Here is a 16,612-nt window from a genome sequence, read left to right on the forward strand (position 1 = left end):
AGAATTATTACCCATATCAAGCTTTTCTTTATGATGATTTTTCAAATCGGAAAACAAATAGTTAAAACCCGCCAACCCAAGCAGAGCAAGGGCTAGCGGGTCTTTCTACCTGAACGAAAAAATCTCAAAAAATTTTAAAACAGGCACATCTGATCGGTCTCACACATCCCATCCAAGGTCCCATGCTTCTGCAGCGCCTCAATCACCGTCTTACTCACCCGGCTCCGGACACGCAGGTCCTCGATCGAAGAGAACGGCCCTTCTTTCCGGGCGTCCATGATGTTCTGGGCGGCGGTGACGCCGACGCCGGGAAGGCCGCCGATGGGCGGCAGGAGGCCTTCCGGTTCGATGATGAACCTGGCGGCGTGGGAGCGCTCCAGGTTGACCCGTTGCATGTGAATGCCCCGCTCATACATCTCCAGGGCCAGTTCGAGGATCGTTTGCAGGTTCTTCTCCTTGGCGGTGGCCTCGTTCCCCTTGCGCTCAATCTCCTCAATGGTTCGGCGCACATGGGCCGAGCCTTGGCAGATCAGATCGGCGTCGAATTCGTCGGCTCGGACAGTGAAGAAAGAGGCGTAAAAGGCTTCCGGGTAGTAGACCTTGAACCAGGCGATGCGGAAGGCCATCGTCACATAGGCGACAGCATGGGCCTTAGGGAACATGTACTTGATCTTTTTGCAGGACTCGATGTACCACTCAGGCACCCTGTTGTCCCGCATCAGCTGCTCGTCGTCCGGTTTGACACCCTTGCCTTTCCGTACACCCTCCATGATGGAGAAGGCTTTTTTCGGCGGTAGGCCTTGATACATGAGATAGATCATGATGTCATCGCGGGTGGAGATGGCTTCACCTGTTTTACAGGTGCCGCTCTTGATCAGATCCTGGGCGTTGTTCAGCCACACGTCGGTGCCATGGGAGAAACCGGAGATGCGGACCAGATCCGAGAAGGTCTTCGGCTTCGTGTCCTCCAGCATCTGGCGGACAAACTTGGTGCCAAATTCGGGGATGCCATAGGTGCCTGTGTTGGAACGGATCTGCTCCGGTGTGACGCCGAGCGCCTCGGGGGTGCAAAAGAGGGACATCGTCTTGGCGTCGTCCAAGGGGATCCCTTTGGGGTTGATGTTGGTCAAATCCTCAAGCATCTTGATCACTGTCGGGTCGTCGTGGCCCAAGATGTCCAACTTGACGAGGCGGCTGGAGATAGAGTGGTAGTCGAAGTGGGTCGTGATCGTATCCGACTTGGTGTCGTCAGCCGGACGTTGGAGGGGCGTAAAGTCATGAATGTCCACGTTGCGAGGCACGACCATCAGGCCGCCTGGGTGTTGTCCTGTCGTCCGCTTGACGCCGGTGCAGCCGCAAACAAGCCGGCTCAGTTCGGCGCCGCGAGCGGGAATCTTCTTCTCGTCCATATAGTTCTTGACAAAACCATAGGCGGTTCGTTCGGCGATGGTGGCAATGGTGCCGGCCCGGAAGACGTAATCCTTGCCGAAGAGTTCTTCTGTGAACTTATGGGCCCTCGGTTGATAGTCGCCGGAGAAGTTTAGGTCGATATCAGGCACCTTGTCGCCCTCAAAGCCGAGGAAGGTTTCGAAGGGGATGTCGTGGCCGTCTTTGATCAGCGGCTGGCCGCACTTGGGGCAGGCCTTGTCCGGTAGGTCGGCGCCGCAACCGATAGACCCGTCCAGGATGAACTCGGAGTGTTTGCAATGGCCGCAACGGTAGTGGGGCGGCAGTGGATTGACCTCGGTGATGCCGGTGAAGGTGGCCACCAGGGAGGAGCCGACAGACCCCCGCGATCCGACGAGGTAGCCGTCGTCATTGGACTTTTTCACCAGCTTGTGGGCGATGAGGTAGAGGACAGAAAAGCCGTTGGTGATGATCGAATTCAGTTCCTTGTCAACGCGCTTGCGCACCACCTCGGGAAGCGGGTCGCCATAGAGTTGCGCCGCCGTCCCTTCTGTCATCTCACGGATCTGATCCTCGGCGCCGTCGATGACGGGCGGGTATAACTCATCAGGGATCGGCTTGATCTCCCCATCAACCATATCAGCGATCCGGCGGGGGTTGTCAATGACGACACGTCTGGCATCGGCCTCGCCGAGGTAACGGAATTCGGCCAGCATCTCGTCGGTCGTGCGCAGGTAGAGGGGCGCCTGGTCGTCGGCGTCGGCGAAGCCCTTGCCCGCCATCAGGATGCGCCGGTAGCACTCATCCCGCGGTTCGAGGAAGTGCACGTCGCCAGTGGCCACGATGGGCTTGCCCATTTCGTCGGCGATGCGCAGGACACGGCGGTTGAAATCGCGGAGGGCCTCTTCTGACGGCACCTCCCCTTTTTTGTATAAAAAGAGGTTGTTGCCGATGGGCTGAATCTCCAGGTAGTCATAAAAGGCGGCGATCCGCTTCAGTTCGTCGTCGCCCGCTCCCTGGAGCATGGCGCGGAACAGTTCGCCGGCTTCGCAGGCGCTGCCCAGGATCAGGCCCTCCCGGTGCTCCTCCAGGAGCTTTCTCGGGATGCGGGGCCGTCGCTCATAGTGCTCCAGGTGGGATTTGGTGATCAGCTTGTAGAGGTTCTTCAATCCCGTCATATCTTTGACGAGGATGATGATGTGCCAGGATTTGAGCTTTTCACCGTTGGGCGCCGGCATCTCCTCCACCAGGTAGCCCTCGACGCCGTAGATGACCTTGATCTTGAGCTTGCGGCCCACCTCGAAAGCTTCCGGGAAGGCCTGAACGACGCCGTGGTCGGTGATGGCAACAGCGGGGTGGCCCCAATGGGCGGCCCGTGTGACCAGTTCTTTGGCCGAGACGAGGCCATCCATGGAACTCATCTTCGTATGGGCATGGAGTTCCACACGCTTCACTTCGGCGTTGTCAGGCCGGATCACGGCTTTGTGACCGTTGATATCCCGGGCCAGCACGGTCAGTTCCTGTTGCCATTTGTCCAATTGCACGGAGCCGCGCACCTTCACCCAGGCGCCGTCCTTGAGGCGGCCGTCGTCGGTGATGTTCTCTTTTTCTCCCTCAAAAACCTTGACGGTGATCGAGTCTGACTCGTCGGTGACGTTGAAGGTCACGAGACGACGGCCCGACTTCAAATCTCGTGTCTCCAGGCCGAAGACGCGGCCCTGGATGATGACGCTCTTTTCCTCATCCTGGATGTCTTTGAGCGGCATAAAGGCCGTATCGCCAATCGCTTTGCCGTAGATCTCACCGGCCGGGACTGCCCCTTTGTCGCCGCCGCTCCCCCCACCGGTTGCCCCTCCGTTGCCGCCATTTCCATTCGCTTCGGCGGCGGCTTTGAACTGTTCCGCCAGGAGGCGTTTTTCCTCCTCCTCCTGAGCCTGCAGGTACTCGTCGTTCATCTGCGGCTCCGCCTCTTCCAGGAGGATCGGGAGACGAACGCCGAAGAGCCGGTCAGCCGTCTCCGCCAGATCGCGGTCGACACGGCGGCTGCGAAGCCAGTTGGCCTGGGCCGGGTCGACGGAGATGACCAGGCCGTCGCCGCGCAAGCGATGGGGCGCTTTCATCAGCGCCTTACGGACGCCGGGACGGTTTTCTGGCACTGCCGAGCGGATCAGGCACTCCCAGAAGGGGTCGAGCAGTTGCGCCGGTTCCTCCAGCGGGCATTCGATATGTACGGAAAGTTCCCGCAGTCCGGGAGCAGCCGCGTGAATCTTGTCGCGAAACGCCTGAAGATCATCGTCATTCCAAGGCCTACAGGCCTGTGCGGTGATGATCCAGGCGGCTTTTTGTCGCTGCACGGTGACGCGGGAGACAGAAAAAAGCGCCTGCGGCGGCGTGGAATCGTTCGGAGCCCTTCGGTCCGCCGCCAGGGTGGTCCCTGTCGGAACGGGTGAATGGTTCGCCCGTTCCCCAGTCAATAGGATGTCTGGCATTGTGGCCACTTGTGTTCCCCCAATACCGAATAAAGGTAAAACGTTTTTGGGTTACCCGTAACACTGTCAACCATCGTCGAAAAGGTCTTGCATCAGCCCTTGTCCCGCTCGGCGGGAGGCGGCTCCCTCTCCGGCCATGATTCATCGATCAGCGCCGCCACATCGGCGGCCACCGCATCGGCGGCAAAGACGTTGCCCAACCGGCGGGCCGCCTGGCGGCGCGCCTCCAGTTCCTTCTCATCCGCCAAGATCGCTTCGACATGGGCCGCCAGTTCCCCTGTTCGGACCTCCCAGGCGCTCTGGTGTTCGATGAGGAAACGGTGGTTCACTTCCTCATGGCCGGGCAGCGGTGGAAAGAGGAGTTGCGGCAATGCCATGGCGAGGGCTTCCGATGATGAGAGCCCTCCCGGTTTGGTGATGAACAGGTCGCTGCAGGCCATCAGCAGGGGCACCTGGTCGGTAAAACCGAAGACGACAAGTCGTTCCGGCGATGCTGCGATCGCCTGAAGGCGCGCCTGTAGGTCTCGATTGCGGCCGGCGACGACGACGATCTGCAGGTCTTTCATGGACGCCTGCGCAAGCCCCCGCACCCAGGCTTCGACAGGGCCGAGGCCGAGGCCGCCGCCCATGACGAGCAGCCGCCGGCGCGCCGGCGAGAGGCCCATCTGCGCTTCCGCTTCCTGGCGGGACAACCGGGCGGCCGCTTGGAAGGAACGGTCGATGGGGATGCCGGTCACCCGCCCTCGCGCCCGTTCCAAGCCGTAAGCGGCCAATTCGTCTACCAGCGCCTCGCCAGCCACATAGTAGCGGCGGACACCGGGAAAGGCCCAGAAGGGATGGATGCAAAAGTCGGTCACGACGCCGGCCAGGGGCTGACGCAGCCACTCTTTTTCCTGGAAACGGCAGAGCACCCCCATGGGAAAGGGGTGGGTGCATAGAATCGCTTTTGGCCGGGACTGGCGGATCAATTCGGCCAATCCCTCACCGATAAAGGTCTCCAGATAGGCCGTCATCAGGTGTTGTCCCAGAAAGCCGGCCTTCGGCCGGGCAGCGGAATGATAGAGAAAGCGGTAGAGGGCCGGCGCCCGTTCCAGCACCTGGAGGTAAGCGCCGATGACCGAGGCGAAGACCCAGTGGGGACCAAAGGCAAAGGCATCCTCCATCCGGGCGGTCATGCCGCGGCTCTCCAGCGCCTCGGCCACGGCCCGAGCCGCCCGGCCGTGACCGGTTCCGGCCTCGACCGACAGGATCAGGACATCCGTTTCTGCCGTCTTTTTATCCATCATCATGTCTCCGTGATTTTCTCCAACCGTTTCTGCACAAAACAGGTGGCCCCCCAGGGCCACCCCTTTTCCTCAATTTTACCATGTTGTCTACCTTCACTCAAGGCGGCGTTGCCGGCGGTCCGCCCGTTGCGCCGCACAGGGTCGACTTACAGGAGGTCTGCCGCCAACTGGGCCAGCCGCGACCGTTCCCCCTTGGTGAGCACCACATGGCCGGCCGCCTCCTGGTGTTTGAATTTCTCCACCAGATAGACGAGGCCGTTGTTCGTCTCGTCCAGATAGGGCGCATCGATCTGCTGCGGGTCTCCCATGACGATAATCTTGCTGTTCTCGCCGACGCGGGAGACGATGGTTTTGATCTCGTGTTTGGACAGGTTCTGGGCTTCATCGATGATGATGAACTGCTTGGGGATGCTGCGGCCGCGGATGTAGGACAAGGCTTCCACCTGAATGGTCCCATACTCCTCCAGGATATCCTTCATCATCTCGCTCTTCGAACCAAGCAGGAATTCCAGGTTATCATATATCGGCTGCATCCAAGGGCGCAGCTTGTCATCGATCTCGCCGGGCAGGGCGCCCATGTCCCGCCCCATCGGCACGACCGGTTTGGAGACTAGGATCTTTTTATATCGTTCTTCGTCCATGGTTTTATGGAGAGCGGAAGCCAGCGCCAGCAATGTCTTGCCGGTGCCCGCCTTGCCACAGATGGTGACCAGGGGAATGTTGTCGTCCAGCAACAGGCGCAAGGCCATCTTCTGCTGCACATTGCGAGGGGTCACCCCCCAGACCGATGGCGTAGCCGGCGGCACCAGTGTCATCTGCCGGCGATCGCCGCTCACCTGAACGACGGCGGAACGGCTCGATCCCAGCCCATCGCGCAAGATGGCGTATTCGTGGGGACACCAGGGGATATCGGCCAGGGTTGCCTCTTCTTCGGGATCGAAGGACTGCTCCTTGTAAAACCGGTCAATCAACCAAGCCGGTACAGTCAGTTCGCGAAAGCCCATGAACAGATCCGAGTCATAGGCCACACGGTCCCGTTTGTATTCCTGGGCTTCGATGCCGAGCACATCGGCCTTGATGCGCACGATGGCGTCGTTGGACACGATGATCACCGGTCTGCCCTGACCGCCCCGGAGGGCCTCTTCTTTTTTCAAGTTAAAGGCAACGGAAAGGATGCGGTTATCGTTGGTGGCCGGTTGAAAGGCTTCGGGAAAACCGGACAGGTCGCGGTGGTTGAGTTCCACCCGCAGTGTGCCGCCATCGGGCAAGGGCACCCCTTCATGGAGGAATCCCCCTTCACGCATCCCATCAAGCAGCCGGGAAGCCAGGCGGGCGCTGCGCCCGATTTCATCCTGGAATCGCTTTTTTCCGTCCAACTCTTCGATGACAGCCGCCGGGATCACCACATCGTTATCCTGAAACCCGAAAATCGCTTCGGGGTCCTGCAGAAGCACGTTGGTGTCAAGGATGTAGATCTTGAGATCTTCCAATGTGCCAGCCGCCTTTCCCTGTTGGTTTTTCTTTCGCGCCGCCTGCGCCGGTGCTGGTTTGTCTGCCCTTCCCCCTGTCACCCCTTCCGCTTCGTATTCCTAGGTGTCAGTTCCTGTTCGCTCCATCGATGATTTCCACATGTTCGACGCCTCCTCCTTGGCCGGGGCTGTTAAATTCCCTTTAATACAACGTACGTACGAGGGACATAAAGAAGACAAGGATCCTGTGAAAGGGTGCCCGCCGGTCAAGAAAACGCAAAAGAGCCGCCTCCTTCTGAGACGGCTGCGCAGCGGTAACGGGATGGGCGAAATCCTATGTTTTGAGGCGAGATCGCCTTGAAGACGGCTAGTGGATATCGTCTCGCTCTCCCCGCATATCCCGCTCGAGGAAAACAGATCCGATCTCCCGGTACATCCGAATTCGCGCCTTAACGCCCTCGATCAACCCAAGCTTTTCTTCCTTCATCCGGTGTGTCAGCCCAGGCAGGATCACCTCCAGCAGGCGCAGGTGGGAACGGTGGCGGAAGTGCCTCGTCAAGGCGATTTCGACGCCGTAGCGGCTATCCTCCAGTTCGTTCACATCCAAGAAGATCTCCTTCTTGATCGCTCGCTGTCCCGAGAGGTAAGGCGCCACCAATTGGGCCAGATCCGTCGAAGAACGGCCATGCTCAAAAATGCCGACAGTCATGTCTGCTCGACCTTCTATCACCGGCGCCGCCAGACGGATAAGGTGCTCTGGGCGCAGGCCGATCAGATCGGCGTCAAGAAACAGCAAAAAGGGATAGTGTGCAGCAAGGGCGCCAGCCAGCATGGCCGCGCCCTTGCCCTTGTTTTCAGAGAGTTCGATCACCTGCGCGCCTGCGGCCTGGGCCCTAAAAGCGGTCTGATCCTCCGAACCGTCGCTGACGACGATCACCTCATCCCGATAGGGAGATGCCAGGGCAGCCTGAACGACAGGGGCCACCGTGCTTTCCTCATTGTAAGCGGGGATGATCACGGAAAGGGTCAAAAGACTCACCTCATGGTCACAAGACGGTCTGGCAAGGCAACCCTTCGAATGAAGCGCTCTGTTCGACTTCTGTGGCTTACATCTGCTCCTGGACGAGCGCCTGCACACGGCCGACGACGTCTTCACGGGTCGCAGTAAACTGTTCGCCAGAACGGCGCAGTTTGACCTCGACGACACCGTCGCTGGCCAGCTTGTTGCCCACAGTGATGCGGACGGGGATGCCGATCAGGTCGGCGTCCTTGAACTTGACGCCGGCCCGCTCGGCCCGGTCATCCAGCAGGGCATCGATGCCCTTGGCGTTCAGTTCGCGGTAGATGGCCTCGGCGGCCTCCATCTGCGCGGCGTCCTTGTTGGAGACAGGCACGACGATAACCTGGAAGGGGGCGATGGCCATGGGCCAGACGATGCCGTTCGCATCGTGGTTCTGCTCGATGGACGACGCCATGGTGCGGCTGACGCCGACGCCGTAGCAGCCCATCACCATCAGGTTTTCCTGCCCTTTTTCGTCAAGGTAGGTGCAGCCCAAGGCTTTCGAGTATTTGGTGCCCAGCTTGAAGACCTGACCCACCTCGATGCCGCGAGCCTTTTTCAGCGGGGCGCCGCACTGGGGGCAGGGTTCCCCCACCTGGATGAGCCGCAGGTCGGCTGTCGCTTTGACGGTGAAGTCCCGCCCCGGGCAGACATGGATCAGGTGAGCGTCGGGCGCGTTGGCGCCGGCAACGGCGCGCGTCATGGCCATCACCTCGGCGTCGGCGTAGATGGCGATCTTGTTGATGCCGACCGGACCGAGGAAGCCGGCGCCGCCGGGGCTGACCTCCCGGCATTCCTCTTCTGTGGCCAACCGCAGATCGAGGCAGTCGAGGAGGTTTTTCAGCTTGACCTCGTTGATCTCGCGGTCGCCGCGAATCAGCGCCATAACCAGTTCGTCGTCGGCGCGGAAGATCATCGTCTTGATCGTGTTGGCCGGGCTGACCTTTAGGAAATTGCAGACCTCTTCGATTGTCTTCTGCCCAGGTGTAGCCACCTGCTCCACCGGCAAGGGCGACAGAGCAGGTGTCGTCGTCTGGGGCTTGCACTCGGCTTTTTCTGTATTGGCCGCATACTCGCAGGCGTCACAGTAGACAATCTCCGCTTCGCCCGACTCAGCGAGAACCATGAACTCGTGAGAGCCGCCGGTGCCGCCGATGGCGCCCGGATCAGCCTCGACCGGTCGAAAGGTGAGGCCGCAACGGCGGAATATGTTCATATACGCCTGGTACATTTTCATGTACGATTCGTGGAGCCCCGCCTCATCGCGATCAAAGGAGTAGAGGTCTTTCATGATGAACTCGCGGCCCCGCATCAGGCCGAAACGGGGACGACGCTCGTCACGGTACTTGTTGGTGATGTGATAGAGCAGCAGCGGCAGATCGCGGTAAGAGGAGACATTGCTTTTGACGAGATCGGTGATGCTTTCCTCATGGGTCGGGCTGAGACAGAAGTCGCGGTCGTGACGGTCTTTGAGGCGGAAGAGTTCTTCCCCGTAGACATGCCAGCGACCCGACTGGAGCCAGATCTCCGCCGGTTGGATAATGGGCATCAGTAATTCCTGTCCGCCGGCGGCGTTCATCTCCTCGCGGACGATGGCCATGATCCGCTGGAGCACCCGGTGACCCAGCGGCAGGTAGTGGTACACGCCGGCCGAGGAACGGCGGATGAAACCGGCCCGCAACAACATTTGATGGCTGATGACTTCAGCTTCGGCGGGGGTTTCCCGCAGGGTGGGGGCAAAAAGCTGCGACATGCGCACGGTGTCGTCACACTCCACTGTATTTCTGAAGACGATTTGTCACATATGTATCATTTGCCTACCTGAAACCAGGCCTGTGGATCCGTTACGCTGCCAAGCGTTTTTTCAAGAAAGCGCAATGCCTCGGAGAGGCGCCTCTCCTAGTTTTGCCATTTTCCCGGTCTTTCACGCGCCAAAAACTCTGGCGAGCGCCATCGCCGGCATTAACCTCAGACAGAAGATCGGCATCATGATTGACCTGCAAGAGGAACAAACCATGGATAAGATTTACTCCGCCGGCAGCTTTCCAATCTCTTCAAGCAAGGCATCAACCATCTCTGAACGGGCGACCTTGCGGACGATCTCCCCTTTGCGGAAGATGAGGCCGCAGTCGTTGCCGCCGGCAATGCCCACATCGGCCTCACGGGCCTCACCGGGGCCGTTGACGACACAACCCATGACCGCCACCTTGATCGGACGCGACTCTTTCTCCAAGGCCGTCTCGACCGCCTCAGCGACAGCAGTCAAGTTGACCTGGCAACGACCACAGGTGGGGCAGGAGATCAACTCCGGCCCCCGCTTGCGGAGTCCCAGCGATTTGAGGATCTCCCAGCCCGTGCGGATCTCCGGCAGGGGATCGCCCGTGAGGGAGACACGGAGGGTGTCGCCGATGCCCTGCGCCAAAAGCGCGCCGATGCCGGCGGCCGATTTGATGATGCCGGAGCGAACGGTCCCCGCTTCGGTGACGCCGATGTGCATCGGGTAGTCGATCTTCTCGGCCAGGGAGCGGTAGGCGTCCAACATCAGCGGGACCGCCGATGCCTTGAGGGAGATCTTCATCCAAGGGTAGTTTTCATCCTCCAGGAGCCGGATATGGCCGAGGGCGCTCTCCACCATCGCTTCCGCGGTGACGCCGCCGTATTTCTCCAACAGCCCCTTTTCCAGCGAACCGGCGTTGACGCCGATGCGGATCGGAACCTGTCGCTCCCGCGCAACTGCGAGCACCTCCCGCACATGTTGAGCGCCGCCGATATTGCCGGGGTTTAGACGCAAGCCCTGCACCCCCGCTTTGAGGGCGCCGATGGCCAGGCGGTGGTTGAAGTGGATGTCGGCAATAACGGGGATGGGCGAACCCTCGACGATGTCCGGCAGCGCCTCGACGGCCTGGGTGTCAGGGACAGCCACCCGGATGATCTCGCAGCCGGCATCGGCAAGTCGGCCGATCTGTTCCAACGTGGCCGCTGTATCGCGCGTATCTGTATTGCACATGGATTGGACCGACACAGGTGCGCCATCGCCGATGGGCACCGTTCCGACATAGATGCGTCGGGTTTTCCGGCGCGGCAGTGCGATTTCCATCGACTTACCCTCCTCCCAACAACTTCAGCACGTCTTTGTAGGCGATGAGCAACATCAATCCGATCAAGAGGGCAAAACCGATCAGATGGATCGTGTTCTCTTTGGCCGGGTCGATCGGTCGGCCGCGCAGGGCCTCGAGACCGAGAAAAACGAGCCGGCTGCCGTCCAAAGCGGGGATGGGAAAGAGGTTGAGCAAGCCTAAGTTGATCGAAAGCACCGCCGCCAGCATCAGCAACGATGTCAACCCGATCTGGGCCGCTTTGCCGATCTCGTTGACAATCATGACCGGCCCGCCCACTTCAGCCGGCGCAGCGCCTGTGATCATCTGAAAAATCGAGTGCAGGATCATGGTCGTGATGGCCAAGGTGTTGACAAGGCCCAGTTTGAGCGAGGTGAAGAGTCCCTTCTTCTCGTTGTAGACCGTCTTGTCATCGACAGTGATCCCGATCTGACCGACATTGCGTTCTGGATCAAGTCCCGGAACAACCTTGACATCACGGACGGCGCCTTGACTTTCCACCGTCAGGGTCACTTCTTGACCGCCTCGTGGATGAATCTCCTGGAGCAGCTCTGACCAGTTCTCCGTCGTTTTGCCATTCACAGCGAGAATGCGGTCCCCAGGGCGAATGCCGGCTGTTTGAGCCGGTTTGCCTGCCAGAACGTCACCGATCACGTTGGAGTAAGTCGGCACGCCGATGATGGTATAGATGTAGATGAACAACAGGAAAGCCAGGATGAAATTCATAAAAGAACCGGCGAAGATAACCGCCGCCCGCTGTGCCACCGTCTTGTTGTTGAAATTGCCTGGATCGGACGGTGAAGCGGCAAACTGACCGTCTTCCCCGGCCTCCATACCGGCCATGCGAACGAAACCGCCTACTGGCAGCAACCGCAGCGCATAGAGGGTGGCGCCACGGCGCAAGCCGAACAGTTGGGGTCCCATGCCGATGCTGAATTCGAGAACGCGGACGCCGACCATTTTGGCCACAGAAAAATGCCCCAGTTCATGGAAAAAGATCATCAACCCGAACACGAAGACTGAGGCCAGAAAAGTGGTCAAGCCGAAACCTCCCTTCCCTTCCCTATCCGCTCAGCGGCAAAACGCCGCGCCCACTCGTCGGCTCGCCGGATGCCGGGCAAATCCGGTTCCTGGCGCCACTCATGGGCCTCCATCGCCTCCCGGACGATGCGGGGAATATCCATGAAGCCGATCCGGCGATCCAGAAAGGCGTGGACAGCCACCTCGTTGGCGGCGTTCATGACGGCAGGCAATGTTCCTCCCGTCCGCCCGGCCGTAAGGGCAAGTTCAAGCGATGGAAACCGCTCCAGATCAGGCCGCCGGAAGGTCAGCGCCGCCATCTGGGTCAGGTCGAGGCGCGGCCAACCTGACTGCCAGCGCTCAGGATAGCTGAGGGCATACTGGATGGGCAACCGCATGTCAGGCAAACCCATCTGTCCGAGGATAGATCCATCGGCCAGTTCAACCATGGAATGGACGATGCTCTGCGGGTGGACGAGCACCTCGATATCGTCAAAATCGATATCAAAGAGCCAGCGCGCCTCAATCACCTCTAACCCCTTGTTCATCAGCGAGGCTGAGTCGATGGTGATCTTGGGGCCCATGCGCCAATTGGGATGGCGCAGGGCGTCTTCCGGCGTCACCCGGCGCAGTTCCTCCAGGCTTTTGTCCCGAAAAGGGCCGCCAGAAGCCGTCAGGAGCAGGCGCGCCAAACGGCGGTCCTGCCCTTGCAGGCACTGGAAGATGGCCGAGTGCTCGCTGTCGACAGGCAGGATGGCCACCTCGCGGCGGCGCGCCGCCGCCATGACGAGGGGACCGGCGGCGACGAGGGTCTCCTTGTTGGCCAGGGCGATCTCTTTGCCGGCCTCAATGGCGGCCATCGTCGGACCGAGGCCGATGGCGCCGCTGACAGCAGTGACCACTGTATCCACCTCGGGCAAGCAGGCCGCCTCGGCTAACCCCTTCTCGCCAGTCACCACCGGGATGGGCAGTTCCCGTTCACGGAGCGCTTCGTCGAGTCGTTCTGCAGCCTCTGTATCCATCATTGCCACCAAGCGCGGCCGGTAGATCTCTATCTGACCAAGCAATTCCTTCCAGTTGCTGCCGGCGGCCAGAGCCTGTACTGTCAAACGGCCCTCGCTCCGGTCAACGACCTCCAGCGTCTGGCGACCGATGGAGCCCGTCGACCCCAGGATGGCGATCCCTTTCTTCAAGCCCTTCACCTCGTTCGGAAATTCTTGAACACACCCGCCCGGTGCATCGATAGGAGCAACAATACGATCGTGGGACCGACGATCACCCCAAGCACACCAAAGGCTTTTAAGCCCACATAGAGGGCGGTCAGCGTAGCCAGTGGGTGCAAACCGATAGAATCGGCCACCACCTTCGGTTCGATAAACTGGCGGTTGAGCACCAGCAGGCCGTAGAGAATGCTCAGATTAGCTGCATCGGGAAACTGTCCGGTGAGCAGTTCCAAAATGATCCAGGGCATGAAGACAAGCCCCGGCCCCAGGATCGGCAGCAAGTCCATGATCCCTGTGAGGATCCCGATGGTAAAGGCGTATTCGTTGCCGAGAAAATAGAGCCCGATGATCGTCAACAAACCAGTGATGGACACCAGGATCACCTGGGCGCGGACAAAGCCCACAAAGGCGTCGCCGAGTTCCAGGATCACCTGGCGAACCTGGGTGGCTCGATCATCAGGCACCATCTTGTAGACCATCTGGAGGATGGCCCCTTTATCACGACTGAAAAAGTAGCTGGCCACAAGGCTGAAGGCGAGGATCGTAAAGAAGGACGGCAACGATGTGATCGTGTCCAGAAGATAGTTTGACCCGGAAACAGCCAGATTCTTTACGGCCACGACGCCTTCACCGGCGATCCGTTCCACTGTCGTGTAAATCTCCGGCGAGGAATGGATCAACTCATAATAGGGCGCCACTGCCTTGGTCCACTCGGTAAAAGCGTTCGTCAAAAACTGGGGCGACGGCAGGTTTGACGCGATGGTGACCATCTCGACAACAAGGCGGCTGATGATCACGACCAGGCTGACACTCAAGATCCCGAGAAAGAGCAGCAGCGTCACAAAGGTGGTCAAACCCCGCGAAAGGCGCGTCTTCTTCGTCAAGAATTCGACAACGGGCTCAATAAGCAGGGCGATCATGGCGCCGAGCAAAAATGGCAACAGGTAGACGCCTAGACGGCCGAAAACCTCCACCGTCAGGGGCAGCGCGTATTGGATGACGAAGTAGGCGAGCCCGATAAAGAGGGCAATGACGGCAAGGCGCAGGAAATGGCCCAGCCAGTGTTGCCAGTCGTTCATCGCAGAAACTCCTCAAACAATCGCAAAAAGTAATAGGTCGCTGGCGCTGTCCAAAGGATGCTGTCAAAGCGATCGAGGACACCGCCATGTCCCGGGATCAGATCGCCGGAATCCTTCACGCCGGCGATTCGCTTCAGGGCTGATTCAGCCAGATCGCCCAGTTGCCCCAGAGCGGAGACAACCAGGGAAAAGGGCAACCAGATCACCCAAGAGTAGGCGGGAAACCAGCGAGGACCGAGAATGACGCCGACAAGGGCCGCCGCAATAAGTCCACCCAACGAACCTTCCATCGTCTTCTTGGGGCTGACCCGGGCGGCGAGCGGTCGCTTTCCGAGGGAACGACCGGCAAAATAGGCGCCTGTGTCGGTGGCCCAAGTCAGAAAAAAGGCGAGCAACACCGCCTCGACGCCGTTGGGCAGGCGACGCAACAGAACCAGGTGGCTCAGGAGCCAGGCGACGGCGAAGGCGCCGGTGAAGGCCAAGGCGCCGTCAGCCGGCTTCACCTTCGGGTAGGCCATGACGATATGGAAAAGAAAAGCGAGCCCGGCCGCCGCGGCGATGGCGGGAAGCGGCTCTCCGCCAAAATGGGCCGCCAAGACCAGCGCGACAGAGATCCCATAGCCTAACCAGGCTGGCGGATCCGTCTCCAAGCGCCGGACCATTTGCAGGTATTCATAGAAGCCACCGACAGCGAGCACCGCGACTGCCGCTGTCATAGCCCATCCGCCGGCCCAGACGACGGCAACCAGGAGGGGAACGCCGACGAGAGCGCTGGCGACGCGTTTCCAGAGCATGCAGGAAGCTCCTCCTAGACTTTGACTCCACCAAAGCGCCGGTCCCGTCCCTGAAAATCGACCAGCGCCTGGATCATCTCTTTCCGCCCGAAATCAGGCCAAAGGGTGGGTGTGACCCAGATCTCCGTATAGGCCGACTGCCAAAGGAGGAAATTGGAGAGCCGCAATTCGCCGGAAGGCCGAATCAACAGATCGGGGTCGGGCACATCCGCCGTATAAAGGTAGCGACTGAGAAATGCCTCATCAATGGACTCAGGGTCGATCGCACCTTCCTGGACCTGACGAGCGATCGTTTTGACCGCTTCGACGATCTCCACCCGTCCGCCGTAGTTCAGGGCTACGTTGAGGGTCAGTTTGTCATTGGCCGCCGTGTGGCGGACAGCCCGTTCCAGTTCTTGCCGGGGACTTTCAGGCAATTCGGAAACTTTGCCGATAGCGCGGATCTGGACACCCTTTTCATGGAGGGTCTCCAATTCCCGCTGCAGGTACTCGATGAGCAGATCAAAGAGCGCATTCACCTCATCGGCGGGACGCTTCCAGTTCTCTGTGGAAAAAGCATAGACCGTAAGGTAACGGATATGGAATTCTTCACAGGTCTCCAGGACGCGACGCAAGGATTGGACACCTGCCCGGTGACCGGCTGCGCGGGGCAACCCCCGGCGCTTGGCCCACCGGCCGTTGCCGTCCATGATGATGGCTACATGCTGGGGTATACGCTGGGGGTCTAGTTGTTGAATCAGCGACTGCTCCGGCTCGGCGTCCTTTGATCGGCCAAAGGGCCAAAACGATGGTGGCAAAGAGACCCCTCCCGTATGTGTTCCCTCTCTGTATAAAAAGCCGGGAGCGACGAACCCCCTCGGGGCCCCGAGGGGGTCTAGTCGACTCCATGGATTGGATAGCGGCGAAAGTGCCCGTAGGTGATGAACAGTCGAGGGGCTCCTGGTCGGATTTGGATGACCCGTTGGACCGAATCGTCGTCATGAACGACGTCCGGGCCAGTCGGCTGAAAAGCGGCGTCAATGCCTTTCTCCGCCAATGCTTGCGCCGCCTTCTCCACGGTCAAGCCGATCAAGTCCCGTTCCAATTGTTCCAGGTCCCAGAGAGCGGTCATCAAACCTCCATGATCTCCGCTTCTTTGCGCTCCGCCACCTGGTCGATCTCTTTGATGTATTTATCGGTCAGCTTTTGGATCTCCTCTTGAGCGCGTTTCCCTTCGTCCTCCGAAATGGTGTGATCCTTCTGCAGGGCCTTTACATCCTCATTGGCGTCTCGCCGCAGGTTGCGCAAGATCACCCGGTGTTCTTCAGCCCGTTTTTTCACCATTTTCACCAATTCGGTGCGCCTTTCCTGCGTCAGTTGGGGAATAACCAGGCGGATCACCGTTCCATCGCTGGTGGGCGTCAAACCTAGATCCGATTTGAGGATCGCCTTCTCGACAGCAGGCAGAACCGATTTATCCCAGGGCTGGATCGTCATCAGTCGAGCTTCAGGCGCGGAGATGTTGGCCAACTGATTGACCGGCGTCGGCGTGCCATAATACTCGACAGTCACCTTATCCAACAAGGCAGGATTGGCGCGGCCGGCGCGAATATGTTGATACTCCTTGCGCAGGGCGTCAACAGACTTCTGCATTTTTTCCTCAGTCTCTTTTTTGATCTCGTTGATCATG

The 16,612-nt window shown here is 59.7% G+C and carries 13 protein-coding genes; all 13 read right to left on the reverse strand.

The window, feature by feature from the left end:
* Nucleotides 1-134: 134 nt before the first annotated feature.
* The 13 genes from GTO89_RS10310 to frr all read right to left on the reverse strand — a co-directional run bounded on the left by GTO89_RS10310 (nt 135) and on the right by frr (nt 16,611).
* The gene (locus GTO89_RS10310; RefSeq protein WP_235920407.1) at nt 135-3,896 is read right to left on the reverse strand and encodes a PolC-type DNA polymerase III; all 3,762 of its coding nucleotides are present in this window, start codon (nt 3,894-3,896) and stop codon (nt 135-137) included.
* A gap of 92 nt (nt 3,897-3,988) precedes the next feature.
* Nucleotides 3,989-5,179 (reverse strand): MGDG synthase family glycosyltransferase, encoded by a 1,191-nt coding sequence (locus GTO89_RS10315; RefSeq protein WP_161262010.1) that lies wholly within the window; start codon nt 5,177-5,179, stop codon nt 3,989-3,991.
* 149 nt (nt 5,180-5,328) lie between these two features.
* Nucleotides 5,329-6,672, reverse strand: a complete 1,344-nt coding sequence (locus GTO89_RS10320; protein ID WP_161262011.1) for a PhoH family protein — start codon at nt 6,670-6,672, stop codon at nt 5,329-5,331.
* Nucleotides 6,673-7,018: 346 nt separating this feature from the next.
* Nucleotides 7,019-7,690: a glycosyltransferase family 2 protein gene (locus GTO89_RS10325; protein WP_328793898.1), complete on the reverse strand. Its 672-nt coding sequence runs from the start codon at nt 7,688-7,690 to the stop codon at nt 7,019-7,021.
* Between the two features lie 67 nt (nt 7,691-7,757).
* Nucleotides 7,758-9,470 (reverse strand): proline--tRNA ligase, encoded by a 1,713-nt coding sequence (locus tag GTO89_RS10330; protein ID WP_161262013.1) that lies wholly within the window; start codon nt 9,468-9,470, stop codon nt 7,758-7,760.
* Nucleotides 9,471-9,737: 267 nt separating this feature from the next.
* On the reverse strand, nt 9,738-10,808 hold the full coding sequence (gene ispG / locus GTO89_RS10335) for a flavodoxin-dependent (E)-4-hydroxy-3-methylbut-2-enyl-diphosphate synthase (protein ID WP_161262014.1): 1,071 nt from the start codon (nt 10,806-10,808) through the stop codon (nt 9,738-9,740).
* A gap of 4 nt (nt 10,809-10,812) precedes the next feature.
* Nucleotides 10,813-11,868 (reverse strand): RIP metalloprotease RseP, encoded by a 1,056-nt coding sequence (gene rseP, locus GTO89_RS10340; RefSeq protein WP_161262015.1) that lies wholly within the window; start codon nt 11,866-11,868, stop codon nt 10,813-10,815.
* Entirely contained in the window at nt 11,865-13,040 is a 1,176-nt protein-coding gene (locus GTO89_RS10345) for a 1-deoxy-D-xylulose-5-phosphate reductoisomerase (RefSeq protein WP_161262016.1), read from the reverse strand. Before GTO89_RS10345 ends, rseP begins: the two co-directional genes overlap by 4 nt.
* Nucleotides 13,041-13,045: 5 nt before the next feature.
* Nucleotides 13,046-14,149, reverse strand: a complete 1,104-nt coding sequence (ytvI, locus tag GTO89_RS10350; protein ID WP_161262017.1) for a sporulation integral membrane protein YtvI — start codon at nt 14,147-14,149, stop codon at nt 13,046-13,048.
* Nucleotides 14,146-14,943 (reverse strand): phosphatidate cytidylyltransferase, encoded by a 798-nt coding sequence (locus GTO89_RS10355; protein WP_161262018.1) that lies wholly within the window; start codon nt 14,941-14,943, stop codon nt 14,146-14,148. The genes ytvI and GTO89_RS10355 overlap by 4 nt, the downstream gene beginning before the upstream one ends.
* A 14-nt stretch (nt 14,944-14,957) precedes the next feature.
* Nucleotides 14,958-15,740, reverse strand: coding sequence for an isoprenyl transferase (locus GTO89_RS10360; protein WP_161262019.1), 783 nt, complete (start codon nt 15,738-15,740; stop codon nt 14,958-14,960).
* 77 nt (nt 15,741-15,817) lie between these two features.
* Entirely contained in the window at nt 15,818-16,054 is a 237-nt protein-coding gene (locus GTO89_RS10365) for a hypothetical protein (RefSeq protein WP_161262020.1), read from the reverse strand.
* The gene (frr, locus tag GTO89_RS10370; protein WP_161262021.1) at nt 16,054-16,611 is read right to left on the reverse strand and encodes a ribosome recycling factor; all 558 of its coding nucleotides are present in this window, start codon (nt 16,609-16,611) and stop codon (nt 16,054-16,056) included. The genes GTO89_RS10365 and frr overlap by 1 nt, the downstream gene beginning before the upstream one ends.
* Nucleotide 16,612 lies beyond the last annotated feature (1 nt).

Origin of the sequence: Heliomicrobium gestii (assembly GCF_009877435.1) — a bacterium.
In the GTDB taxonomy this organism is placed as follows: domain Bacteria; phylum Bacillota; class Desulfitobacteriia; order Heliobacteriales; family Heliobacteriaceae; genus Heliomicrobium; species Heliomicrobium gestii.